Here is a 24,891-nt window from a genome sequence, read left to right on the forward strand (position 1 = left end):
ATGACCATCCGTGCATAACAACCTCCTCGCCGTCGGCTTCGGCCTGCTGTCCGCCCTGCTCATGGCGGGCGGGACGGTGTGGCGCCACCGCATCATGCGCGCCGGCGCCGCCCGCGGGGAGATGGCCTCTTCGCCCATGCAGTCCATGCGGCGGCCCGCCTGGTGGGCGTCGCTCGGCATGTCGTTTCTCGCGTACGCCTTCCAGGCGGTGGCGCTGGCGTTCGGTTCGGTGCTGGTGGTGCAGCCGGTACTCGCACTTTCGCTCATGCTTACGTTGCTGCTCTCCGCACGCGCTGATCAGAGGCGGATGCACACGGCGGAGGCATTCTGGGCGGTACTGCTCACCGTCAGCGTCGCCGGGGTGGTGCTCCTCGGCCGCCCGGTGCCCGGCACGCGCGAACCCGCCACGTGGGAGTGGGCGGCCGTAAACGCGTTCGGCCTGGCGGTCGCGGTTGTTGCAGTGCTGTTCGGCTCCCGACGCTCCCCCAACGCCAAGGCGCTCACCTACGGCGCGGTGTGCGGCACGCTATTCGGCTACCAGGCGGTATTTTCCAAGGTGGCGGTGGACGCGTACGTCTCCGGCGGGATCGAGGGCCTGCTCGGTGCCTGGGAGTTCTGGGCACTGCTTGTCACGGCGACCGCCGGCACGATGGTGCAGCAGTACGCGTTCGCGGCCGGCAACCTCGCAACCTCGCTGCCAGCGGCGCGAATCGCCGAGCCGATGGTGGCGTTCATCCTGGGCATGGTCATCCTCGGGGAAAGGATTCAGGCTGGTGGGATTGTGGGATGGGTGGCTGTGGGGGCGTCGATAAGCATCATGCTCCTGTCTGCCGCCATGCTCACGCGAGTGAGCGTGCGGTGACGCACGGCCGATCGTCTGAGCAAACCTGAATTCAGGACACCTTGGGGCGGACAAAACCCCTGATCGACGGCTCCCTCATCTCACCACAGACCCCCCTGCATTCAGGTTTGACGACGAAACCTGAATAGGAGGGAGTAAACCCACGCGATATGACCTAGACCCACGCGATATGACTAGGAATGCGCACGTAAAGTCCGCGGCTATTCAGTTTTGCCCGGAGGATCCGCGCGGCGAACGAGACCATCCCCGCACAACTTGCGCCACAGCCCGCCAGATGGTGTAAGCTACGCCACATGTCGCAGCAAAGGGCGCTTCTCCTTCTACGCCGCGGCGGGAATCAGGCCTTCTAACACGGCCGGCACCCCGTCGCGGTAGTTCTCATTGCCGGCCGTGGAACAATCACAAACACAGCCGACAAACCAAGGAGAACTCCGATGAGCCCGAAAGAAACCGACTTTTTCGTCCCGCGCGAGATCCAGACGCCGAACGGCCCTCGCAACGAGAACCAGCCCGCGTGGAACAAGCAGCGTGGCTCCCAGATGCCCATCAACCGCTACCTGGCGTTTGCCGAAGAGGTAGAGGATATCCAGCTGCCTGACCGCACGTGGCCGGACAAGAAGATCACCACCGCACCGCAGTGGTGTGCGGTGGACCTGCGCGACGGCAACCAGGCGCTGATCGACCCGATGAGCCCCGAGCGCAAGCGCCGCATGTTCAACCTGCTGGTGGAGATGGGCTTCAAGGAGATCGAGGTCGGCTTCCCCAGCGCATCGCAGACGGACTTCGACTTTGTGCGCGAGATCATCGAAAACGACATGATCCCGGATGACGTCACCATCCAGGTCCTGGTGCAGGCGCGCGAGCACCTGATCCGCCGCACGTTCGAGGCGTGCGAGGGCGCGAAGAACGTCATCGTGCACTTCTACAACTCCACCTCGAAGCTGCAGCGCCGTGTGGTGTTCCGCAAGGACCGCGAGCAGATTAAGAAGCTGGCCACCGACGCTGGCGAGCTGATCAAGACGATTGCGAAGGATTACCCGGGCACGAACTGGCGCTGGGAGTACTCGCCGGAGTCCTACACCGGCACCGAGCTGGATTTCGCGCTCGAGGTGTGCGACGCCGTGGTGGACACGATGGAGGCGACGCCGGACAACCCGATCATTTTGAACCTGCCGTCCACGGTGGAGATGATCACCCCGAACGTGTACGCGGACTCCATCGAGTGGATGCACCGCAACCTGAACAACCGCGAGAGCGTCATCATCTCCCTGCACCCGCACAACGACCGCGGCACGGGCGTGGCGGCGGCGGAGCTGGGCTACCTGGCGGGCGCGGACCGTATCGAGGGCTGCTTGTTCGGCAACGGCGAGCGCACCGGCAACGTGGACCTGGTCACCCTCGGCCTGAACATGTTCACCCAGGGTGTGGACCCGCAGATTGATTTCTCGGACATCAACAAGATCCGCGAGGTCGTCGAGTACTGCAACCAGCTGCGCGTGCCGGAGCGCCACCCGTACGGCGGCGACTTGGTGTTCACGGCGTTCTCCGGCAGCCACCAGGACGCGATTAACAAGGGCCTCGACGCGCTGGCTCAGACGGTGCGCCCGGACGCGACGAGCTCCGAGGTCTCCTGGGAGGAGCTGCGCGAGACCACGTGGGAGGTGCCTTACCTGCCGATCGACCCGAAGGATGTGGGCCGCACCTACGAGGCGGTGATCCGCGTGAACTCGCAGTCCGGCAAGGGTGGCGTGGCCTACATCATGAAGACGGACCACGGCATCAATATGCCGAAGGCGATGCAGCCGGAGTTTTCCGCGGTGGTGCAGCAGATCACCGATTCGGAGGGCGGAGAGGTGAACTCGAAGAACATGTGGGATGTCTTCGCGCGCACCTACCTGGACCTGGATACGCCGCTGGAGCTGGAGCAGTACTCCATCGAGGCCACGGATGACGCGGAGCGCGACACCAAGGTGACCGCGACGGTGACCTACGAGGGTCGCGAGCAGCAGGTCGAGGGCACGGGCAACGGCCCGATTGCGGCGTTCGCGAACGCGCTGGAGCAGGTGGGCATCGATTTCGAGGTGCAGGATTACTCGCAGCGGGCACGCACGGCTGGCGATGACGCGGACGCGGCCTGCTACATCTACGCCGATGTGGACGGCACGTCCGCCTGGGGCGTGGGCATCGCGGGCAACACGACGCGCGCGTCGCTCAATGCGATTGTTTCCGCGGTGAACCGCTCCACCGCCGCGAACTAGCGCGCGGCAACCCGCGCTTCAACCTTGGTCTCTTTCGCGCTGGAGGTTTATACTTTGAAACCAGACTTCCAGCGCGAAAGACGATACATATAAGCAGGTGGTGCGGATGGCGATCTACGTGGTGCCCAGCCACGGGCTCGGCCCTACCCGCACTGTGAAGTTGCGCGGGGTTTCGGAGCATTTGCTTGACGACGCTGCCGTGACCCTCACCTGCCCGTTCGAGGGCGACCCGGAGGTTCTCCTGGGCGACGAGCCAATCGGCACCATCGACGCCGCCGACTTGGCCGAGTACCCGGAGCTGGGCTGGATCGAAGACTCGGACCTTGCCCCGCAGCTCACCGCGCGCAGGCAGGGCGACGAGGCGGTAGTCGAGCTCCCTGCCCCTGGTTTGATGCTGCCCCACAACGCTCCGCCGAAGCAGCCGTGGGTGTTCCTCGACCAGGACGCAGAACCGGTGGAGGTGGCGCTCACCGCCGAGCGCGGGCTTCCGGACGCGCCCGCGCAGCTTCTGTGCACGTTCGAGCTCACTGACGCTGGCGATGTGACGGTGGCCGTCGACGGCGCCGTAGTCGGCGAGCTTCCCGGCGATGCGGCCGCGGCGCTCATACCGACGCTCGACGCGTTGGGGCAGCGCGGCCTCACCCCCGTTGCGCGCGGCAACGCCAACACCGAGAGCCTCACCGTCACTGCCGGCTCGCTCCACAACCTGGTGGAGCGCGATGAGGTGCCGGTGATCTCCCCGCTGCCGCCACTGGACGCGGAGGCGTTCCGCGCGACCTCCGAAAAGACTGACCGCCCCGCGCCGGCAAAGCTTGAGGAGCTGGACACCGGCTTCTTCGCCACCGTGGACGCGGAGGCCGCCGCCATCGCCGCGGACACCGAAGAGCACAGCGCAACAACGGAAGGCTCCCCGCGCCGCGGCTCGCGCGGCCCGCTGGTGGCCTTGGGCGCCACGGCGACGGCGCTCGCGCTCACAGCGGCGGGCGCGATGGTGATCAACGCGACGTCGGACCGCGACCAAGATTCCGCCTCCGCGTTCATCGAGACGGTGACCAGCGAGCAGGCGCCCACCGAGACGACGGAGCCGGAGGAGACCACCGCGGCGTCGTCCGAGTCGGAGAGCCCGGAGAAGCCGGAGTCCTCCAAGGCGTCCGACACTGCCGAGCCAGCCGAGCAGCAAAACGCACCCGCACCCGCCGCCCCGGCACCAGCGCAGCAGGCCCCGCGCGCCAGCAGGCCCCGCGCGCCAGCAGGCCCGCAGGCCCCGCGCCAGGCGCCGCGCAGCAAGCACCGGCCAGCAGGCACCGGCGCGCCAACCTGCGCAGCAAGCACCGGCCCCGGCGCCAGCGCCTGCCCCCGCCCCGGCACCAGCGCCCGCGCCGCAGGCACCGGCACCGCAGCAGAACAGCCACCCGTACGAATACACGGTGGGCGGTATCCGCGTGCGTTCCAACGCGCCGCTGGATCAACCGTTGTATGAGGTGGAGAGGTAGGTTGGGGCGTCGATAAGCAATTGCCCCTTGTGAACTACTATCTGAACAATGACTGCAACCGACGACATTGAATACCCCTTCGTGGCGGTGTTCACCCAAGCGACGGGGATTCACCCGTCGAGCGGGCGGTTGCTTACTGTCGACGCGGTGACGTTCGACGAATCCGGACGCGTCGGCGAGGAGTTCCACGCCGTGATCGGGCCAGGCACCGACCCGGGACCGAAGCACACCCACGGGCTGGAACCGAGCGACTTTGCCCAGGCCCCGCGCTTTTCGCGGTTCCTGCGCCCGCTGGACAAGCTGATCGATTCCCGCACGCTTATCACCCACGATTCGCCCCGCGACTGGGGCTACATGGTGTCGGAGGCGCGCCGCGCAATGAACGCCGCCGCGCGCGCCAACCGCTCCCGCCGCGGCCGCGGCCAGCGGCGCCGCCAACGCGTGGGCCACGTGCCGAAGCCGGTGGAGGTGGTGGACCTGCTCGCCACCGCGCGGCGCCAGGGCCACATCGTGGTGGACCCGCGGATTAACGCGCTGGCCTCGCAGGTTGGCGTGGCTTCCCCGCCGCCAGCCGCGTCCGTGGAGCGCGCCGCGTTGAGCGAGGAGGAGTTCTCCCGCGCCCAGACGCTGAAGCTCGTCGCCGTGTACCTCCAGCTGCGCGAGGCCGGCCCCATCGCGGCCTTTTCGCCCGACGACCTGGCCGCCGACCCGTTCGGCCTGCAGCGCAGCCGCGTGCGCGTCGATGCCGCGAAAGCCGGCCCCGCCGCCGACAACCCGGGCGTGCTGGACCCGAAGAAGGGCCTGGTGAAAGGCATGGAGTTCGTCGTTGCGGATGATGTGGAGCAAGAGCCGGACGAGCTTATCGACGCCGGCGTGCGCGTCGGCCTGACCTACAAGGAAAAGGTCTCGCGCGAGACTTCCGTCGTCGTGTCCGATGCCCCCTCGAAGCAGGCGGAGCTGCGCGGCAAAGCTATGCACGCGCACCGCAAAGACATTCCGGTGCTCTCCGGCGAGGAGTTCCTCGGGCTGGTTGGGCAGATGGCCTAGAATTTCTGGGCATGACTGAGACGCAACCTAGCCGTTTCGCCCGGGCACGCACGAAGCTGGCCACCACGGCCGCGACGCTTGCCACCGCGGCATCCCGCGCCACCGGCCGCGGCGCCGGCGGCATGATCGGCGGCCTGGTGGCAGGCACGATCGACCCGAACATCATGGCCTCCCTCGCCGGCGGCCGCCCGGCGGTGCTGGTCACCGGCACAAACGGCAAATCCACCACCACCCGCATGCTGGCGGGCGCGGTCCGCGCCACACACACCGTGGCCACGAACGACGGCGGCGACAACATGGACGCCGGCATCATCTCTGCGCTGCTCGCGGGCAAAGACGCGGAAGCGATTGTGTTGGAGGTGGATGAGTTGCACGTGCCGGACGTCGCAAAGCGACTTGCCCCCACAGCGTTCGTGTTGCTCAACCTCTCACGCGACCAGCTCGACCGCGTAGGCGAAATCAACTCGATCGAACGCGCCCTGCGCACCGCGGTGATGGAACACCCCGAGGCGACCGTGATCGCGAACTGCGACGACGTGCTAATCACCTCCGTGGCGTGGGACCACCCGAACGTGGTGTGGGTCTCCGCAGGCGCAGGCTGGCTCGGCGACTCGGTGACCAACCCGCGCTCGGGCGGGCACGTTGTCCGCTCCTTCGTCGCGGACAACGGAGTAAAGGATGGCGACGGAAAGGAAAAGGATGGCGACGGGGGCCAAAGCGACTGGTACGCCGTCGAACCGCTCCCCGACGGCACCGAATTCCGCCGCCCCACCCCCGACTACGTGGTCACCGACGAGGGCCTAACCACCCCGCACGGCACCACCCAGCTCGAACTCAAACTCCCCGGACGCGCCAACCGCGGCAACGCAGCGCAGGCCATCGCGGCCGCCGTGGAAGCGTTCGACGTGCCCCTCGACGCCGCGGTCAAAGCGGCCGAGGAGGTGGACAACGTCGCCGGGCGCTACACCACCGTGCATCTCGGCGAGCGCGACGTGCACCTCATGCTGGCCAAGAACCCGGCCGGCTGGCAGGAGGCGCTCACCATGACCGACCGCGACGCCGACGGCGTGGTCATCGCGGTCAACGCCCGCCAGGGCGACGGCGAGGACGTGTCCTGGCTGTGGGACGTGAAATTCGAGGACTTCGGCGACACCAAGGTGGTGGCCGCCGGCGAGCGCGCCACCGACCTCGCGGTGCGACTGACCTACGCGGGCATCGAGCACGACCTCATCCACGACCCCGTGGAAGCCATCCGCGCCTGCCCGCCCGGCCGCGTGGAGGTGCTGGCGAACTACACGGCGCTGCTCAACCTGCGCCGCGACCTGACCAAGCAGGAGGATTACCGTGCCTAAACTCACCATCGGCCTCGTGCTCCCCGACGTGTTGGGCACCTACGGCGACGACGGCAACGCCCTCGTCTTGCGCGAGCGCGCCCGCATGCGCGGCTTCGACGCCAAGATCGAGCGCATCTTGCTTCACGACGACATCCCCGCCACCTGCGACATCTACACCCTCGGCGGCGGCGAAGACTCCGCCCAGCTCATCGCAGCGAACCGCCTCGCCGCCTCCCCCGGCCTGCAGGCAGCGGCCGCGGACGGCCGCCCCATTTTCGCCGTCTGCGCAGGCCTGCAGGTCCTCGGCCGCACATTCCGCGCGCACGGCAAGGAGGTTGAGGGCATTGGGCTTATCGACGTCACCACCGCCCCCCTTTCCACCCGCGCCATCGGGGAACTCACCGCGCAACCCACCGGCGCGGGCATCACAGCGGAGTTGACCGAGCCGCTCACCGGCTTCGAAAACCACATGGGCGCCACAGCCCTTGGCCCGGACGCTTCGCCTTTGGGCGCGGTGACGTGCGGCGTGGGCAACGGCGCCAGCACCGCAGGCTCCGCCGGCGGAGACAAGGTGGAGGGCGTCGTCCAGGGCAGCGTCGTGGCCACGTACATGCACGGCCCGGCGCTGGCGCGTAACCCCCAGCTCGCCGACTTGCTCATCGCGCGTGCCTTAGACGTGAGCCTTGCTGAGCTGGAGCCGCTCGACCTGCCGGACGTGGAGCAGCTGCGCCGCGAGCGCCTACGCTAGGCAGTCGCCGAGTCCACCACGCCGAGTCCACCACGCCGAGTTCACCACGCCGAGTCCACCATCACTAACACCCGAAATCGGGGTGCCGATCTCGGCGTTTGGCTCGACCAGGCAATCTCAGTCGCGAGTTAGCCGGATCGAGTGGGGCTGCTGCGAATGCTGGAAGTGTCGCGAACGCAAGATTCCAGGTCACCGCTGAACGCAACTATGCAGCTGCATTGTCACTTGACACCACTTATCCGGTGATCCTATTTATCGGGCCAATGGTGTATGCAGCTGCATAGCGTCCACCGGAAGCACCTCGTTTTGATTCTCCTCTACCCTGGGGGGCCATGTTCGTTCTTCTTAGCCACGTACTCGACCCTGAAGGCCCCTCCTACCCCGGTTCCCCTGAGCTGACCATTGACCGCAACGCTGTGATCGGCCAGGGCAGCGACTCCAACGACGTCATCAGCCATTTACCTAACCACTTCGGCACCCACATGGATGCGCCGCGCCACTTCGTGGAAAACGGAACTACTTTCGCAGAGCTTCCCGCAGAGCGGTTCAATTTCGACGGCGACGAGATCCTCCTGCTCGACATCCCGGAGAAAGGCGAGCCGAAATCCGTGCTCACCATCGCCGATGTGGAGCCGTACCTCGAGGATTTCGCCGGGATTCGTCTCCTGCTCATCCGCACCGGCTTTGAGCGCTTCCGCGATTCGGACCCGGAGGTCTACCAGTCCGAGGGCCCGTGTTTGGACCCGGACCTGTGCAAGTGGCTCGCCACCGAAACCCGGGTGCAGTGCGTTGGGATGGACTGGATCTCCGTCGGCGCGCCGTGGAACGACCTCGGCACCGAGGCGCACCGCCAGCTACTCGGCTACTACCGCGAGAACTTCATCACGGCCATCGAGGATCTCTCGCTCGCACCGGTTGGCGATAAGTGGATCGATTTCATCACCCTCGGCCCGCTGCGCGTAAAGGGCATCGATTCATCCCAGGTGTCGGTCACCGCGTTCCTCAACGACATGGACTTCCTCGACGATGCGGACGAACTCGATGAGGCGAGCTTCGACGGCACCGTAGACTCGGCCGCCGCCCCGGAGCCGGTCGCCGAAGACGAGCCCTAAAGCGGGCAAACTTTAAAGCGTGAGGCGGCCGGTGAGAGCGCGGGACAGCGTGAGCTCGTCGACAAACTCCAAGTCCCCTCCGAGCGGCATGCCGGACGCGAGCCGCGACACCGTAAGTTCCGGAAAGTCCTTCAACAAGCGCACCAGATAGGAGGCGGTGGCCTCGCCTTCAGTGTCGGGGTCGGTGGCCAGGATGACCTCGCCGATCACCGGCGTCTCCTCGCCGTCAAGGTCGGGCTGCACGCCGCCAATACGCTGCAGCAGCGAGGCGATGGCGAGGTCTTTCGGCCCCACGTTGGCCAGCGGGTCCAGCGCCCCACCTAACACGTGGTAGCGCCCCGAGTACTCGCCGGTGCGCTCGATGACCTGGATGTCTTTCGCGTCCTCCACCACGCACACCAGCGTCTTGTCGCGGCCGGAGTCCGCGCAGATGCGGCACACTTCCTCGCGCGAGACGTTGTTGCAGATGCGGCAAAACGTCACCCCGTCGCGCACCGCCGCGAGTGCGGAACGCAGCCTATCGATGTCGTCCGGGTCCTGCTTCAGCAAATAAAACGCAATGCGCTGCGCTGACTTGGGGCCGACGCCGGGGAGGCGGGAGAATTCGTCGATAAGGTCCTGCAGCGGGCCTTCGAACATGTGCGAACTCCTAACGGGGTGGGTGGCGGACAGGAAAAAGCGCCCAGCCCCTCGAAGGGCCAGGCGCCTGCGGCGGAAGTTAGATGATGCCGCCAAACGGGATCTCGCCGTTGCCGCCCTGCGGAGCGCCACCGAACGGGTTGCCACCCTGCGGAGCGCCGCCACCCAATGCGCCGCCGGTCAGCGGGGCGATCTTCTCCTGGGCCAGCTCGCCAGCCTTGTTGTGCGCGTCGCGGTACGCGGCGAGGATGAGGTCCTGAAGGGTCTCGATGTCCTCCGGGTCCACTGCCTCCGGCTTAATCGTCAGGTCGGTGATCTCCGCGCCACCGGTCATGGTGACGGTAACCAGCTCGCCGCCGGCGGTGCCGGTAACCTCGGTCTGCAGCAGCTCAAGCTGTGCCTGCTGCAGCTGCGCCTGCACCTCGGCGGCCTGGCGGATGAGTTCCTGCATATCGTTCGGCTGAGTCATTTCGTTGCCTTTCTGTCGTTTCTAAAGTCCGGGTGCCAGTGTACCTGCTGCGTCACAGTGGCTTCGCGCCCAGCTCCGACTGCAGCAGTTCCATCGCAACTTCGGTTGCGTCGCGCCGGTCGGCGGTGCCTTCCTCGTCGCGGGCTTGCTCGGCCATGTCGCGTTCCTCGTCCTCGCGCGAGTATGGCACATTGCTTATCGACGCCCCTTGCTCCCCCTCATCCTCCACCAACGGCGGAGGCTCATCCGGGTCGTACGGCTCCGGCGGAAGCGGGATCTCATCGCGTTCGCGCTGCGCCCGCGCGGCGGCCTGCTGGCTGGCCGCCGCTGCGGCAGAGCGCCAATCGTTCTTCGGCGGTTGAGCGGGCTGCGCCGGTTGAGAAGGTTGAGCGGGCTGGGCTGGCTGAACAGGCTGCGCTGGCTGGGCCGGTTGAGCGGGCTGTGCCGGCTGTGCCGGCGGTGCCTGATGGGCTGGCTCGGCGGGTGCGGGGTCCTCCGGCGCAGGCTCAGATGAATCCTCCTCGGCGCCCGGGTTCCACACGTCCTGCTTGCGGTCCTGCGGTACGCGTGCGTTCTCCTGCGAGGTGCCCACCACACAGTGCACCTTCACTGTTTGGCCAAGCTTTTCCGTGAACACCGCGGCGATATCGGCGTTGTTCTTCTCCGAATTAATTCGCTCCGCCAGCGCGCCGGTGTTGTGGCCGAGCACCAGCGTGCCGTCCTTGACATCCAGCGGCTTGGCCTCGGTGAGCATGATTTCCGCGACCTTGTTGCGCTCGCCAACCGACTGGCGCAGGCGCGTCCAGTCGGAGTAGATGCGGTCGAAAAGCGCACCGTCATCGGCGCTTTCTGATCGATTGGAAGGCTCAGGGTCACCGGCAGGCTGCGCCGCAGGTTCCGGTTGTGCCGGCTGTTGTTGCTCGGGTGCTGGCTGTGGCGCGCGCTGCTCCCGCCCCGAGCCCGAACGCGCCGCGGCCGCAGCTGCTGCCGCGGCGGCCGCCGCCGACCCACCGGAAGACGGCGCGGTCTGCGGCGGGGCGGTGGATTGCTCCGGCTGGGGGTCAGACTGAGGTGACGCAGCAGGCTGCGCCGGCTGGGCAGCGGGTGCAGCGGGTGCAGCGGGTACAGCGAGTGCAGGCGCCGCAGGAGCCGCGGGCGCAGCAGGAGCGGCGGAAGCAGAAGCACCGAGGGTGAGCAGGTGCGCCATCATCACCTCGAGCAGCAAACGCGGCGACGTTGCCCCGCGCAGGTCCGGGAGCCGGTCGTTGACCTCGGTGGCCAGTGCAGCGAGTTGCGCAGAGCTAAAGCGGGCGGCCTCCTGGGAAAGGATGTCGGCGCGCTCCGCTGGCGCGTCGACAAGCCCCTGCCCAAACGCATCCGGCACGGTGCGGATGAGCAGCAGATCGCGCAGCCGGTCGAGCAGGTCGAGGGCGAAGCGGCGCGGCTCGTGGCCCGACTCGATCACTTCGTCGATGGTGCCGAACATCGCGGAGCCGTCGCCATCCGCAAGCGCGTCGACCGCCCCGTCGAGCAGCGTCAGGTCCGTCACACCGAGCAGCGGCAGCGCCAGCTCGTAGGTCAGCCCCTCCTCCCCGGAGCCGGCAAGCAGCTGGTCCAGGATCGAAAGCGTGTCGCGCGGGGAGCCGCCACCGGCGCGGATGACCAGCGGGTAGACGTTCTCGTCGACGTGCATGCCCTCTTCGGCCACCACGCGCTCGAGCAGCTCCCGCATCGCGGCCGGCGCGAGCAGGCGGAACGGGTAGTTGTGGGTGCGCGAGCGGATGGTGTTCAGCATCCGCTCCGGCTCGGTGGTGGCGAAGATGAAGATGAGGTGCTCCGGCGGCTCCTCCACAATCTTCAGCAGGGCGTTGTTGCCCTCCTTGGAAATCATGTGCGCCTCATCGATGATGAACACGCGGTAGCGCGACTCCGCCGGCGCGAACATCGCACGTTCGCGCAGCTCGCGCATGTCGTCCACGCCGCCGTTCGAGGCCGCGTCGAGCTCCATCACATCCAGGTTGCCGGAGCCGCCCGGCGCGAGCGAGACACACGAGGCGCACACGCCGCACGGGTTCGACGTCGGCCCGTTCACGCAGTTCAGGCTGCGCGCCAGGATGCGCGCAGATGATGTCTTGCCGCAGCCGCGTGGCCCAGAGAACAGGTAGGCGTGCGAAATCCGCCCGTTGTCCAGGGCGGTGGATAACGGCCGGGTCACCTGCTCTTGGCCAACTACTTCGCCGAATGTTGCGGGGCGGTATTTCCTGTACAAAGCCACGCCGGGAAGTCTACTCACCCCTCCCGACGCCAGTCCCCCACATCGGTTCCGCGGCGTCTCAACCTGCGCGAACACGTCTCCACGCCCTGGTCTCGCGCGATGGCAAACTCCTCGTCGGTCAGGCACACCAGCTCTAGCAGAAGCGTCAGTTGGCCGGGTTCGCGCACAAGGGGCGTGCCTTCGTCGAAAAGCTCGGGCTCGCGCAGCCACCCATGCCGCACCGTGATGCCCTCCGGCAACTCCACGCGGTCCAGCAGATCCTCCAGCAACACGCCAGGTTGCGCGGGCACGCCCAGGGTTTGCACGAGGTGCGCCGCAGCGTTCACGGCATGTCCGAGCAATTGCTTATCGACGCCACCGCGCGTCACCAACTCACTCCTCACCGAAGTTCCCCCGTCCTCGGCGAGCGAAAGGCCGGTGTCAACGGTGGAAAATCCCACGGTCGCCGCGAGCGGGCGGCCCTGGTGGGTGGAGGTGGCCACCGGCAGGCCGTCGATAAGCACAAGCTCGATCGGCGTGACCGAGTTGAGCCACGCGGCTATCTGATCACCGTTCAAGGTTCTCGATACAGGCCAGCAGCACGCAGGTGGCCACACCGTCCATCGCGGTGCGGACCTCCTCCAACGGAGGCAGCGACGGCGCGAGGCGGATGTTCTGGTCCTGCGGATCCTCGCCGTGCGGGAAGGACGAGCCCGCCTTCGTCAGCGTGATGCCAGCCTCCTTCGCCAGCTCCCACACGCGCGTTGCCGAACCTTCCAGCACGTCCAGCGAGATGAAGTAGCCACCCTCAGGCTCCGTCCACTGCGCCACCCCGTACTCTCCGAGGCGGTCCTGCAGGATGCCCACGACAGCCTCGAACTTCGGCGCGAGCGACTGCGCGTGCTTGTTCATGTGCGCCTTCAGGCCCTCCACATCACCGAAGAAGCGGGCGTGCGCGAGCTGGTTCACCTTGTTCGGGCCAATACCGCGGATCGAGGCATGGCTGGCATACCACTCCAGGTTCTCCGTCGAAGACGCGAAGAACGCCACGCCCGAGCCCGCGAGCGTGATCTTCGACGTGGACGACATGTACCAGAAACGGTTTGGGTTGCCGTTCGCCGCGGCGATGTCGATGACGTTGCCGTTCTCCGGGAACTTCTCGCTCAGCGTGTGTATCGCGTACGCGTTGTCCCACACGATGCGGAAATCGGGCGCGGCAGTTTTCATCTTCGCCAGGCGCTCCACAGTCTCCGGCGAGTAGGTGATGCCGGTGGGGTTACCGAAGATCGGCACCGACCACATGCCCTTCACCTGCGGGTCCTTCGCCAGCTCCTCCACCTGGTCCATGTCCGGGCCTTCCGGCGTCATGGGGACGGTAATCATCTCGAAGCCGAAGTGCTCCGTGATGGCGAAGTGGCGGTCGTAGCCCGGCACCGGGCAGATCCACTTCACTACCTCCTCGTCCTTCCAGGGCTTGGAAGAATCGTTCGTGCCCCAGATGTAGGCGTAGGAAATCAGGTCGAACATGATGTTCAAGCTGGAGGAATCACCCGCGTAAACGTTCTCCGCGCTGATCCCGAGCGCCTCCGCCCACAGGTCGCGGATATCGGCGATACCCTTCAGGTTGCCGTAATTGCGCACGTCCGTGCCGGTCTTATCGGTGTAATCTCCCTCGCCGGGAAGCGCAAGGAGCGCGTTGGAGAAATCGAGCTGCTCACTCGACGGCTTACCGCGCGTGAGGTCTAGGTTCAGGCCGCGGGCCTTAAGCTCCTGGTACTGCTCTCGGGTCTCGCGTGCGAGCTGATCGAATTGGGCTTGATCCAAGTTCTTCAGAGACATGCGCCCCATGGTAGCCACAAAAAAGGGACCCCACGCACCTGCCAGAGCTCGCTGACCCTTGCTGCGTTCCCGCCCTGGGGGAGTTCACAAGATAACACCGCGTGGGATCCTGCCCGACACTGTAGCCGGGGTCGCCGCCAAGGCACAAGCCGCATGGGTGCGCTGCGGTTTTGTCGGGCGCGGGGGTGTGCATTACAGTATCCGGAGATGCTTTTCGAAGCGTCGGTGATGGAGGATTCGACTAGCGGCCTATGTCACACGCCTGGAACGCGTGCGGGTTTCACGACCCTCGTGGGTTCAAATCCCACATCCTCCGCAATATCCGATACCGGCATCCGCGAGCGCGGGTGCCGGTTTTCGCGTTGGCGCCTTTTACATTGCGGGTTAAACGACAAAATGTGTGTCTGACTCCGGCGTGTCGCGGGGTTAGATGTGGCCTTTTCGGATGCCGATTGAGTGTGTGTAGTTGGTGTCGATAGCGTTGTCGTAGAGGGCTGGTCGTCGAAGTTTCGTGGTCGGCTTGGTTCTCGTTGTGGGTCAGGGTGGATACTTTGGCGAGTTGGTCCTGGCCCCAGTTGGACTGCCTGGCGATCTCAACAGGATCGTCAGGCAGTTCCGTTTTCAGATACAGCCACCACTCCAGCATCCGACGCTGATGCTCCCCGGATCTGCCGCGGTGGGTGCGGGCCAGCAGTTTCAGTTGGGCGTTGATGCCGCCTTCCAGGCTGTTGGTGGTCGATTTGATCCGGCTGACATCGAGCACACTGTCGGGTGGGTCGAGGTAGACGAACAGCAGTTGGTTGCGCCAGAGGTGGCTGAGACTGTTGTAGGCCTTGCGCACGTTGGCGTGTGTCCACTCGCGTGTCCACGCGCCGGTTTTCGGGTCTTTGGTCAGCGTCTTTTGATCCATCCAGTCGCGGTAGACGTTTCCGAACTCATGTAGTTGCACACCCCATTGAGCTGCTTGATCCAAGGTGGTGATTTTGGTGAGGTTGAGCGCGAGTTGGTAGATCGCTCGTCCTGCTTCGGTGCGCGGTCGTGATGTGGTGTAGCGGCGCACGACGCGTTGGGCGTGAACGAGACAGCGTTGGATTTTGGTTGTGGGCCAACATTTCTTGATGGCGCTGGCTGCGCCTTGTCCGCCGTCGATGACAGCGATTAAGGGTGCGGGGATGCGCTCGAGGAGTTGTTGGTAGGCGTGGGTGGTTTCGTGTTTGCACCAGTGCCAGGCGATGACGTGATCCAATGTGGCGGCCACGATGAGGCACCCGCTGGCGGTGTAGGTGCCGTCGATGAAGATCTGGGCGTAGATACGCCCGGCGTGGCCGATGGTGGGATCAGGCACGTCGATAAGCCAGAACGGTTCAAACCTGCGTTGTAGGGTGCGCGGGCGGTAGCCGAGTTTATCGGCAGTGGTTTCCAAGCTTTCACCACTGGTGACGTGGGCGATGAAGGCATCAAAAGCGGTCTTGTTTGAGATGTCTGGGCGTCGTTTTGTGGTGGAGGCGCCGCAGGTTTTGCAGCGCCACCTCGCCCGGTGTGCTGTGGTGCGTCCGTTACGTTTCATTTCGCCGCCGCACACGCTGCAGCGGGGTCGGTTCTTTGGCATTGGTTAATGCCACCACCGGCCCGTAGCACATCACCGGCACCACACCGAGGATTTACGGCTCAGAGGACAGATATAAGCCCAGCAAGCATATATTTCCAGCAACGCTAGAGGTCAGGACACATAAATCGCTGATTCTAGACACACATTTTGTCGTTTAACCCTACATTGCAGCCCGTCACCGTGAAGTTAGGGTACGCTCACCTACATGATTAACGACCGCTTAAAAGCAGCCATCAACCAGCAAGTCACCGAGGAATACACCGCCGCCTACATCTACCGCCACCTGGCGAACGAGATGGACGCGCTGTCCCTGCCGGGCATGTGCCAGTGGTTCGCTGCCCAGGCCGAGGAGGAATGCGAGCACGCCTACAAGTTCGCCAAGCACCTCATCGACCGCGGCGAGCACGTCGTGCCGAAAAACATCATCTTCGAAGGCGCCGAGATCACCTCGCCGAAGCAGGCGTTCGAGGCAGCGCTCGAGCACGAGAAGAAGGTCTCCGAGCAGATCCGCCAGATCACGCGGCTTGCCGACGAAGTGGGCGACCTCGAATCCCGCGGCCTGCTCAACTGGTTCCTCACCGAGCAGATCGAGGAGGAAGCCGCCGTCGGCGAGATTTTGGACCAGCTTGCGCTCGTCGGCGACGACGGCTCGGGGCTGTTGCGTATCGACGCTCGCCTAGCAGGCCGCTCCGATGCCAGCGCCGAGTAAACGCGAGCTCTTGCGAGAGCCGCGCAGGTAGCGTCGCGCCCGAAAAGGGGGCGTCGTATCAGCAGGTAAACAACGGGCGAACGACGGCGTAACGGTAGCTGAATTTACGCGCTGCGAAGCTCAGTCAGCGCGCGCTGCACGCCTGTTTCAGCGAAGCTTAGGTCCATGACCGAATCTTCGCATGAACAGCAGCCTAAGCGCGGTTTCTCCCGCCGCAGTTTCCTCCGTACCACCGCAGTAGCTACCGGCGCAGCTGGCGCCGCCCAACTGGCCAGCACCAACACATCCCAGGCCCAGTCTTCCCTGCGCGGCAAGCCGAAGCCCGTAGAAATGAAGCCTCGCCCCCTGCCATTCGTGCACGGTGTCGCTTCCGGTGACCCGCTGCCGACCGCAGTGGTGATTTGGACCCGCGTGACCCCGGAACCTGACGCCAAGCCTGGCTCGGGCAAGGGTGCGCCCACGCGCTTGAAGTGGGAAGTTGCGACGGACTTCGACTTCAAGAACATCGTGAAACAGGGCGAGGTCACCTCCGACGCAAAGGATGACCACACCATCCACGTCGATGTGCAGGGCCTCGACTCTTCGGCCGTGTACTACTACCGGTTCACTGTTGTAGCCGGCCAGTTCAAAGACGCGGTTTCCCCAGTTGGGCGCACCAAGACTGCCCCGAAGGCCGGAGCAAAGACCGACCGCCAGCGTTGGGCAATCGCTTCCTGCGCGAACTGGGAGTCTGGCTTCTTCTCCGCGTACGCGGATTTGGCAGAGCGCGGCTGGAAGAACGACATCGATTTGACGGTCTTCCTCGGCGACTACATTTACGAGTACAAGCGTTACGAATACGCTGGAAACGGCCCTGTGCGCCTGCACGAGCCGCCGCACGAGACGGTCACCTTGGCTGACTACCGCACCCGCTATGGCCACCACCGCACCGACCCCGCCCTAGCGAACGCGCACGCGTCCATGCCGTGGATCGTGGTGTGGGATGACCACGAGGTTGCGGACAACAACTGGCGTGAGGGTGCTTATAACCACCAGCCGAACGAAGGTAACTTCACCGTTCGTCGCGATGCCGCAATGAAGGCGTACTTCGAATGGATGCCCGTGCGCCCCACCGAGACGTCCGAGAAGGGCCGCCTGTACCGAAACTTCACCTTCGGTGACTTGGTTGAGCTGACCATCATGGACCTGCGCACATACCGCGACATCGAGTACAGCTTTGCCACAAACCCGCGCACGGATCCGAACCGCACCATGCTCGGCTCTGAGCAGTACAAGTGGGTCGAGCGCACCATTCAAGAATCGAATACGAAGTGGAACGCGCTGGGCAATTCGGTCATGTTCTCGCCGCTTTACCTCGGTGCGGTGTACGCCGATCCGCAGACTAGGCCGATCGCCGAGGCATTGTCTTCTAACATCCCGGTGATCAACGCCCCGTTGTACGAGTTCCCGCTCAATGGCGACCAGTGGGACGGCTACGACCGAGAGCGTCGCAGCCTGATCAACCTGCTCGGCAGCCACAAGAAGAACCCGATCTTCCTCACCGGCGACATCCACACCGAGTGGGCCCACAACGTTGAACACGACGGCAAGAAGATCGGTTGTGAGGTCGTTTGTTCCTCCATCACGGCACCGAACGCTGCCGAATCGGTTGGGATTCCGGCAGGTAGCCAGGTGTACAACGTAGCTCGCCACTACCTCCACGCGGCGAACCCGAAGCTGCGCCACGTGGCACTGGATACCCACGGGTACGCCGTGGTGACCATCCGGCCGGAAGAGGTGGACATGGAGTGGATGCGCGTGGACAACATCCTCGCCCCGGTCTCTCCAGTCCGCTCTAAGGTCGCACTGACATGGCGCAAGGGTAAGGGTTTCACCAGCTAACCCAGCCCACCCCACTGCCGACGGGCGCGAAGTAGGTTTTCAGACCAACTTTGCGCCCGCTTTTCGTGTCCTCCCGGAAGAACCTCAAGCCCCGGGTATGCATTGCATCTCGGTTCGGCTGTGAAGGCGCAATCGACGAGAAACCGCCCCAGTCCCCTCTTCCACGAGGCGACTAGGGCGGCTTGGAGATGTCGTATATGCGTTACTTACGCACGACGGTCGGCGACTCGGCGGCAGCCTTCGCCAGGTTGATGCGCTGCCAGGACCCCTCCGGACCCTGCCAGTCGAGCGGGTTTCCAGCAGCACCCGCGGTGCGGCGAATCACCTCAGAGCGCTGACCCCAGTTCAGGTTGGGGTAGGACGACTCCAGCAGTACCGGCGCAGCCTTAGGCGTGATCATCGGTGCGTTCAGGCGGTAGATGCGCGGCAGGTCGTGCTCCATCCAACGGGTGTACTGGTCAACCGCGAACTGAGTAGACACGTACGGGGTATCCTGCTGCACCAGCTGGCGGATCGGCTTGCCCGTGCGCCACTCGATCTCACGGCGGAGCTCGTCGCGAGCCTGGTTCAGTGCGTGCTTCATCTTCGGGTCGTTAAGACGGTCCGCGGCGGCAGCCTGACCAGACATGCGCCCACCGATCACGTCGAGCGGGTAGTGCACGCCGAGCACCATGCGGCTGTAGCCAGCCTCAGCGCCGCGGTAGTGCAGCTGCGGAGCAACCTCAGGCACCATGTAGGCCAACAGTGCAGTCACCCAGGTGGCCTGGTTGGTGTGGCCGGACGGGAACGACTTGGAAGACGGGTAGATCGAATCCTTACGCCCAGGGATCTCGTAGCGCTTGATGCGCTGCGGCTGGGCCACGAACGGGCGCGGGTAGTCGTACACCAGCTTCTCGATACTGGTCGAGCTTGCAACTCCGCCCGCACGAGCGAGGTAGCCATTGCCCAGCAGGTACTGCGTCTTCGGCAGACGGTTCTCCGCAAGCGCGTCACGGAACGCCTTGCCGAATTCCTTACCCAGCGCCGGCGAAAGCTCCGCCAACAGCTCCTCCCCGGAGGCCACAGCGTCGCGCTGTGCGGTCTTGATCAGGGCCGGGTTGCTTGCCGCCTCGTTGTTCACACGCGACACGATGTCCATGTTGGCGCGCATTACATCAGGGCGCTGGTTTTTCAGATATGGGAACAGGCGGTTGATCTCCAGGTACACGCCGTACTTGTAGGCGGAGATGTCGGATACGTAGCCCGCGAGCCAGTCAGTGGAGAACGGCTGGGGCACCGGGGCACCCGGGTGCTGCTTAATGACGTTGCCGGTAGACGATCCGGTGACGTGGCTCTGCACGTTCGGCAGACTCAGCGGAACCTGGTCCGGCAGTTGCATGTTCTGTGGCGGGGCGAGGGGCTGCGCCTGGGCAAGTGGCGCGACTGCGGGGGCTGCCCCAGCGAGCATCACCGCGGCGGCAAGAGCGCTAGTGAAACGCTTCATTCGGTTCTCCTGAAAAGGTCGAGCTGGCAATGACAGATCTACTCTAAACCCCTAAGGTGAACTTCAGGTTGCCACCAGTAAACAATTTGTGGTCGCTCTAGAAACGCCCAGAACGTCAAAGCCCTTACCCAGGTAAGAGAACCTGGGTAAGTGCCAAGCTGAAGCCTTCGTAAGGGCTAGTTATCCGAGCTACCTTCGCGCTCCGGCAGGTTGCCCCACATGCCGGAGGAGAGCTTCTCCGAGTTGTCGTCCTGGCAGTACCACGCCATCAAACCAGCCATCGCAGCCAGCGACAGTAGCGCCAGCGCAGCGACACCAGCCTGCGCCACCTGCGGGCCGAACATGTTGTTCAAACGCGCCATCTCCGCGTTAAACGTGGCCACCACCGGGTTCTCCCGGCGCTCACCACCATTGCCCCACGGGTTCGGCAGATCGATGTTGATCTGAGCAGATACGTTCGCAATCGCCTTACCGATCTCCTGGCCAATCGGCCCCACCAACGGGGCACCCACGGCAAGCAGGATCGCACCCGGCAGCAGCCACAACAGCGGCGAGTTCGGCTCCGTCGACAGCTTCGTGAAGCACCGCTTCGCCTCCTCGGACGAGCCGTTCTCTTCACCCAGCTTTCCTGCGTTGTCGACCTCTACGCGCACGTCCACATCCCCGTTGCCGCCCGGCAGCTTGATGTTGCCGCCTTCGAAGCCGCCGCCCGGGTTGATCACGATGGTGTTGCCGTCGCGCGTGTAGGTCCAACCTTCCGGCAGCTGAATCTTGCTGTCCGGGGTGCCTGCCGGCACGGGCACGTACACCACAGTCGGGGCCTGCGGGTTGAACGTCCAGCCCTCCGGCAGGGTGATGCCGCCCTGGCCCGGGACCACAACCGGCACCTCGCGGATAACAGTCTCACCGTTCGGCAGGGTCACCTGGACCGGCACCGTCACCTTGTCGCCTGGCTTCGCGTCCGCCGGCGGGGTGATGGTCAGCTTGCCGGTGTCCGGGTTGATCGTGATGTTCCAGCCGCCCGGCGCCTGCCAGCCCGGCTTGATCTCATACTTCGTTCCCTCCGGGTCCTTGTTCGTGCCGTCCGGGTTCAGGTTGAACGACGGGTTCAGCTCGATGGTGGTGCCCGGGAAGACCACGATGATGGTGTTGCCTGCACCCGGGGTTACCGGGGTGCCCGGCGTCTTATCCTTGTCCTCGCCCGGGGTCGCCGGCTTGTCCTCGCGCACGATCACGGTCGCGGTGACCACATCCGGGCTGTCCGGGTTATTCGGGTCGGTGACCGTCACCTTGATGTCCTTGCGGTCGCCGTCCTTCGCGCCCCCCCGGGATCACGACAGTAATCACGCCGGTCGTCGGGTCCACCTTCGGATCCCACTCGCCGAGGTTCTGCTCCGGGGTGAGCTCGAAGGTCGAGCCCTCAGTCACCTTGCCGGTCTGCGGCAGCGTGACTTCCTCGCCCGGCTTGCCGGTTTCCTCGCCGTAACCCGGCACGTTCAGCACGATGACCTTCGCGGGCACTTGCTTATCGACGCTACCGTCCGGGTACGTCACGTCCACCAAAATCGTCTGCTCATCGCCCGGCTGCGCGCCCTCCGGAATGGTGACGCTGATCGTGCCGTCGGCACCGACGACCGGCTTCCACTCGCCCAGCTCCTGGTTCCCAGAGATCACGTAGGTCGTGCCCGCCGGCAGCCCCTCGGTGCGCTGCTCGAGCGTCACCTTCGTGCCCGGCGTGCCCCGTGTTTCGCCATACTTCGGGTCGAAAGCGTCCTTGTTGTTGGTCACCGTAAAGGTGACCCGCAGCGTATCCGTGGTGTTGTCTGGGTACGTCACGGCCACATCGACGGTTACCTTGTCGCCTTCCTTCGCGTCCTGCGGCGCGGTGACGGTGACCTGGCCGGTCTTGGCGTCGATCTGCGGGTTCCACCCCTCTACAGAGGCCTGAGTTATGGCAAAGGTCGAGCCCTCACGCACCTCGCCCTTGTCGTCGCGCAGCACGTCAGCGAACGTCGCGGCATCGATGTCTGCGGTCGCAGAATCGCCAGGCAGCACCGGCTTCGTCGCCTGGTACTCCGGTGCGAACTTCGCCAGCGGAACGACCGCCTGGAAGGTCTCAGAAGCGTTGGTCACCTCACCCTTTTCACCGGTGACGCGCAGCGTCTGCTCCGCGTTGTAGGCGTCCAGGTCAGATTCCGCAGTGGCTACACGGGGCGCGGCCACAAGCTTCACGGTAACAGACTCGGGCTTCGCGTCATCCGCACCGGCATCATCGCGCTTGGGCAGGGTGACGTAGACCTTGCCGGAGGCGTCGATACGCACCTGCGCATCGTCGATAAGCTTTGTGCCCTCAAAAACCTGACCACCAAGACGGGCGAAGTCGGACTTGCTGCCGTTGGTGACGGTGATGCCCGTGTCGTACTCAGTGCCATCGGCAATGACCGGGTTTGTCTTGTCGGCGTTGGGGACGAGCGGCTCGCACGAATCGTTCTCAAACGGCCACGGCGCCACAAGCGCCTCAACCGACGGGTACACGGCAGACCTGCTGTTCGCCTGCACCGAAGTGGTATCCACGGTCCATGCCCATGTCTGCGTCGAACCGTCGGCGACCACACCTGCCTCATACTTCGCCGACGCATCCAAGGTCAGCTGGAGGTTCTTGTCGCCCAGCACAACGGTGTCTGTCACCTTGCGCGACTGCGTGCCATCCTGGTTCTTCGTGTCCACCTGGGCACCCTTCGGCACAGGGTTAACGGTGTAGGACTGCGTCGAACCCGGAGCGCCATTTCGATAAATGACGCCCAGGTCAACCTTCGCCTCGGTGAAAATACGCTGGTCCTCCCCGGACAGCGTCACCCACGGGGTAAAACGGATGTCGTTGCCATCGATGGTGCGCGAAACACCAACCTCGGCTCCAGCGATGCGAGTACCACGGATCGACTCGGCAGCGGTTGAGCCAAGCTCATCGCCGAAACCGACAGCACATCCGCTCACACGGGGCAGGTTGTAGTTGGGCGGGCTCACAAACTCGGTCGGCAGCGCGCGTGCCTGCGGGGCGACCATTGCGGACGCACCGAGCGCCAACGCCACAGCGCCGGCAGTGATCTTCTTGGAGAAATTCATGAGAGGAGTCCTTGAAAAAGACTTACGAGGGACACATGTTCGCCGTTTAAGCGAAACTCCATCTAGCGTTCAGGAAAATGTGTGTATGCGCAAGGTTTTGTCCTAAATACATTCAGTGAGCACATAGGCAATACCCAGGTAGAACACATATCAACATATGCGTGGATGGGTATATTGCTAGCTTGTCGACGTTTCCCTGCCAGCTCCCCACAACTCCTGATCCGGCGCGATAAATAAGCACAACACCCCGCCTCCGTGACTTTCAGTCACAGAAACGGGGCGCAGATGGTCTACCGAGAAGACCACGTGAACGGATCACGGGACAACGCAGTGGCGTCAAAACGTTCCAGCAGCTCACGCAAGGTATCAGCGTCGGAACATCCAAGCGAAGCTGAGATTTGCCTTACGACTCCCTCGACACCAACCTGCTCAGCCATCTCGCGAAGCGTGACCGCCCCATCACGCTTAGCCAGGCGCCTGCCCTCCCCCGTAACCACCAACGGCACGTGCACATACTCCGGCTGGGCGTACCCCAGCTTGTGCGCGAGGTAGGCCTGTGCCGGGGCGGAGAACAGCAAGTCGTCGCCGCGCACCACTTGGTCGACACCCATCGCACCGTCGTCGACCACTACGGCGAGGTTGTACGCCCAGTCCCCCGCTTGCGCCTGGTTCACGTTCCCGCCGCGTTTCAGAATCACGTCATCCACCGGGCCCGTGTATTCGCCGTGATAGAAGTCGCGCACCGTCCACTCTTTGGCCGCCGCGCGGAGGCGAATGGCGGGGAGGCGGCCTTGGTCGGCGAGCTCGGAGCGTCGATAAGCGCGCTGCTTTTCCGAAAGCTCCCTGCACGTGCCTGGATACATCCCTGGCTGCGCGTGGGGCGCCGAAGCCGCCTCGCGGATATCGCGGCGAGTGCAAAAACACTCGTACGTGTCAAGCCTGCTCAGCGCCTCAGCGTAGGCGGCGGAACGATCCGACTGATACACCACCGGCTCATCCCACTCAATGCCAATCGCCGCGAGATCCTCAAGCTGGCGCTTCGCCGACTCCGCGCTGGAACGCTCCGAATCAATATCCTCCACCCGCAGATAAAACTTCCGGCCGCTCTGACGCGCGAAAAGCCACGCCAACACCGCCGTACGCAGATTGCCAAAATGCAGATCACCGCTCGGGCTCGGCGCGTAACGCCCCGCCGGTGTGTCGAAAACAGCCATACGTGCCATGATATTGCGCGTGAATCATCCCGTATCCCGCTCACCGTTTCCGTACCTGGTCGCCGTGTTCTGCGCAGTGTTCCTCATCTCCAACATCACCGCGCAAAAGGGCGTCGAGCTCGGCCCGCTGATCACAGACGGCGCCTTCTTCCTCTTCCCCATCTCATACGTCATCGGCGACGTCATCGCCGAGGTCTACGGATTCAAAGCCGCCCGGCGCGCCGTGTTCACTGGCTTCGGCATCGCCGTCATCGCCGTGCTGTCGTTCTACATCGCGATCTGGCTGCCGGCCGCCGAGTTCTACGACATGCAGGACACCTTCGCCGCCGTACTCGGCCTCCTGCCGCGCATCGTGATCGCATCGCTCGCCGGCTACGTCGTGGGGCAGCTGCTCAACGCATGGACGCTGCAGAAGATGAAGGACCGCTTCGGCCACGACAACCTGTGGGCGCGCCTCATCGGCTCCACCATCGTCGGCGAATTCGCGGACACGCTGCTGTTCTGCTCCATCGCCGCAGGTGTCATCGGCATTGCCACCGCTGGGGATTTCGTGAACTACGTGTTGGTCGGCTTCATCTGGAAGACCGTCATGGAGATCGTGTTGCTGCCAATTACGTACCCGACCATCGCCGCGGTGCGCCGCGCGGAGGAGCGGGTGAGCGCGCAAACGGCGTAGGGCGCGTGTGGTTCTTGCCGCGAATTCAGCTAGTTGGGCTGGCAACTTCGTTGTTTTTCGGTGAAGTTGCCAGTCCAACTAGCTGGGTTTAGGCGCACAAAGCTTATCGACGCCTCCGGGGAGCAAACCACCCCGCCCACC

General features: G+C 64.6%; 19 protein-coding genes, 1 tRNA gene, 1 other RNA gene and 1 pseudogene. 11 read left to right on the forward strand and 11 right to left on the reverse strand.

All coding sequences use genetic code 11. From position 1 onward, the window contains the following. Positions 1-10: 10 nt before the first annotated feature. From HWX32_RS10250 to HWX32_RS10280, 7 genes are all read left to right on the forward strand, one after another. Positions 11-862, forward strand: a complete 852-nt coding sequence (locus tag HWX32_RS10250) for a DMT family transporter (protein WP_175935770.1) — start codon at positions 11-13, stop codon at positions 860-862. Between the two features lie 434 nt (positions 863-1,296). Continuing rightward, positions 1,297-3,120 (forward strand): 2-isopropylmalate synthase, encoded by a 1,824-nt coding sequence (leuA, locus tag HWX32_RS10255; RefSeq protein WP_175935771.1) that lies wholly within the window; start codon positions 1,297-1,299, stop codon positions 3,118-3,120. A 106-nt stretch (positions 3,121-3,226) separates the two neighbouring features. Further along, positions 3,227-4,600, forward strand: a complete 1,374-nt coding sequence (locus HWX32_RS11150) for a hypothetical protein (RefSeq protein WP_217702906.1) — start codon at positions 3,227-3,229, stop codon at positions 4,598-4,600. 61 nt (positions 4,601-4,661) lie between these two features. Continuing rightward, the gene (locus HWX32_RS10265; RefSeq protein ID WP_175935772.1) at positions 4,662-5,660 is read left to right on the forward strand and encodes a DNA polymerase III subunit epsilon; all 999 of its coding nucleotides are present in this window, start codon (positions 4,662-4,664) and stop codon (positions 5,658-5,660) included. Between the two features lie 11 nt (positions 5,661-5,671). Continuing rightward, a complete protein-coding gene (locus tag HWX32_RS10270; protein WP_175935773.1) occupies positions 5,672-7,012 on the forward strand; it encodes a MurT ligase domain-containing protein in 1,341 nt (446 codons plus the stop codon). Beyond that, positions 7,005-7,742: a type 1 glutamine amidotransferase gene (locus tag HWX32_RS10275; RefSeq protein WP_175935774.1), complete on the forward strand. Its 738-nt coding sequence runs from the start codon at positions 7,005-7,007 to the stop codon at positions 7,740-7,742. Before HWX32_RS10270 ends, HWX32_RS10275 begins: the two co-directional genes overlap by 8 nt. Before the next feature lie 332 nt (positions 7,743-8,074). After that, entirely contained in the window at positions 8,075-8,854 is a 780-nt protein-coding gene (locus HWX32_RS10280) for a cyclase family protein (protein WP_175935775.1), read from the forward strand. A gap of 12 nt (positions 8,855-8,866) precedes the next feature. On the opposite strand, the gene recR is transcribed toward HWX32_RS10280, so the two are convergent. The 6 genes from recR to ffs form a co-directional block, all read right to left on the reverse strand. Further along, positions 8,867-9,493 carry a recombination mediator RecR gene (recR, locus tag HWX32_RS10285; RefSeq protein ID WP_175935776.1) on the reverse strand — a complete coding sequence of 209 codons (627 nt, stop codon included), beginning with the start codon at positions 9,491-9,493 and terminating at the stop codon, positions 8,867-8,869. Between the two features lie 79 nt (positions 9,494-9,572). Continuing rightward, positions 9,573-9,962 carry a YbaB/EbfC family nucleoid-associated protein gene (locus HWX32_RS10290; protein WP_075465949.1) on the reverse strand — a complete coding sequence of 130 codons (390 nt, stop codon included), beginning with the start codon at positions 9,960-9,962 and terminating at the stop codon, positions 9,573-9,575. 52 nt (positions 9,963-10,014) lie between these two features. Beyond that, positions 10,015-12,237, reverse strand: a complete 2,223-nt coding sequence (locus HWX32_RS10295; protein ID WP_175935777.1) for a DNA polymerase III subunit gamma and tau — start codon at positions 12,235-12,237, stop codon at positions 10,015-10,017. 14 nt (positions 12,238-12,251) lie between these two features. Beyond that, a complete protein-coding gene (locus HWX32_RS10300; protein ID WP_075465953.1) occupies positions 12,252-12,794 on the reverse strand; it encodes a suppressor of fused domain protein in 543 nt (180 codons plus the stop codon). Next, the gene (locus HWX32_RS10305; RefSeq protein ID WP_175935778.1) at positions 12,784-14,055 is read right to left on the reverse strand and encodes an aminotransferase class I/II-fold pyridoxal phosphate-dependent enzyme; all 1,272 of its coding nucleotides are present in this window, start codon (positions 14,053-14,055) and stop codon (positions 12,784-12,786) included. Before HWX32_RS10305 ends, HWX32_RS10300 begins: the two co-directional genes overlap by 11 nt. An 18-nt stretch (positions 14,056-14,073) precedes the next feature. Next, positions 14,074-14,169, reverse strand: an RNA gene (gene ffs, locus HWX32_RS10310) — signal recognition particle sRNA small type. Between the two features lie 116 nt (positions 14,170-14,285). Here ffs and HWX32_RS10315 point away from each other — a divergent pair. Further along, positions 14,286-14,371, forward strand: a tRNA-Ser gene (locus tag HWX32_RS10315). A 110-nt stretch (positions 14,372-14,481) separates the two neighbouring features. Here the strand turns inward: HWX32_RS10315 and HWX32_RS10320 are convergent. Continuing rightward, positions 14,482-15,664: pseudogene (locus tag HWX32_RS10320) on the reverse strand (IS1249 family transposase). Between the two features lie 208 nt (positions 15,665-15,872). Here HWX32_RS10320 and HWX32_RS10325 point away from each other — a divergent pair. Both HWX32_RS10325 and HWX32_RS10330 read left to right on the forward strand, forming a co-directional pair. Continuing rightward, positions 15,873-16,373 carry a ferritin gene (locus HWX32_RS10325; RefSeq protein WP_175935874.1) on the forward strand — a complete coding sequence of 167 codons (501 nt, stop codon included), beginning with the start codon at positions 15,873-15,875 and terminating at the stop codon, positions 16,371-16,373. A 165-nt stretch (positions 16,374-16,538) separates the two neighbouring features. Then, entirely contained in the window at positions 16,539-18,254 is a 1,716-nt protein-coding gene (locus HWX32_RS10330; RefSeq protein WP_175935779.1) for an alkaline phosphatase, read from the forward strand. A 202-nt stretch (positions 18,255-18,456) separates the two neighbouring features. On the opposite strand, the gene HWX32_RS10335 is transcribed toward HWX32_RS10330, so the two are convergent. The 4 genes from HWX32_RS10335 to gluQRS all read right to left on the reverse strand — a co-directional run bounded on the left by HWX32_RS10335 (position 18,457) and on the right by gluQRS (position 24,074). Next, positions 18,457-19,737 (reverse strand): phosphatase PAP2 family protein, encoded by a 1,281-nt coding sequence (locus tag HWX32_RS10335; protein ID WP_175935780.1) that lies wholly within the window; start codon positions 19,735-19,737, stop codon positions 18,457-18,459. Between the two features lie 176 nt (positions 19,738-19,913). After that, positions 19,914-21,026 (reverse strand): YPDG domain-containing protein, encoded by a 1,113-nt coding sequence (locus tag HWX32_RS10340; protein ID WP_175935781.1) that lies wholly within the window; start codon positions 21,024-21,026, stop codon positions 19,914-19,916. Then, complete coding sequence (locus HWX32_RS10345; RefSeq protein ID WP_175935782.1) at positions 21,004-22,860, reverse strand: YPDG domain-containing protein; 1,857 nt, start codon at positions 22,858-22,860, stop codon at positions 21,004-21,006. The genes HWX32_RS10340 and HWX32_RS10345 overlap by 23 nt, the downstream gene beginning before the upstream one ends. 290 nt (positions 22,861-23,150) lie before the next feature. Further along, a complete protein-coding gene (gene gluQRS, locus HWX32_RS10350) occupies positions 23,151-24,074 on the reverse strand; it encodes a tRNA glutamyl-Q(34) synthetase GluQRS (protein WP_175935783.1) in 924 nt (307 codons plus the stop codon). 7 nt (positions 24,075-24,081) lie between these two features. Between gluQRS and HWX32_RS10355 the strand changes: the two genes are divergently transcribed. Then, on the forward strand, positions 24,082-24,750 hold the full coding sequence (locus tag HWX32_RS10355; RefSeq protein WP_175935784.1) for a queuosine precursor transporter: 669 nt from the start codon (positions 24,082-24,084) through the stop codon (positions 24,748-24,750). The last annotated feature ends 141 nt before the right edge of the window (positions 24,751-24,891 follow it).

This window comes from Corynebacterium sp. Marseille-P4321, assembly GCF_903645305.1.
Lineage (GTDB): Bacteria > Actinomycetota > Actinomycetes > Mycobacteriales > Mycobacteriaceae > Corynebacterium.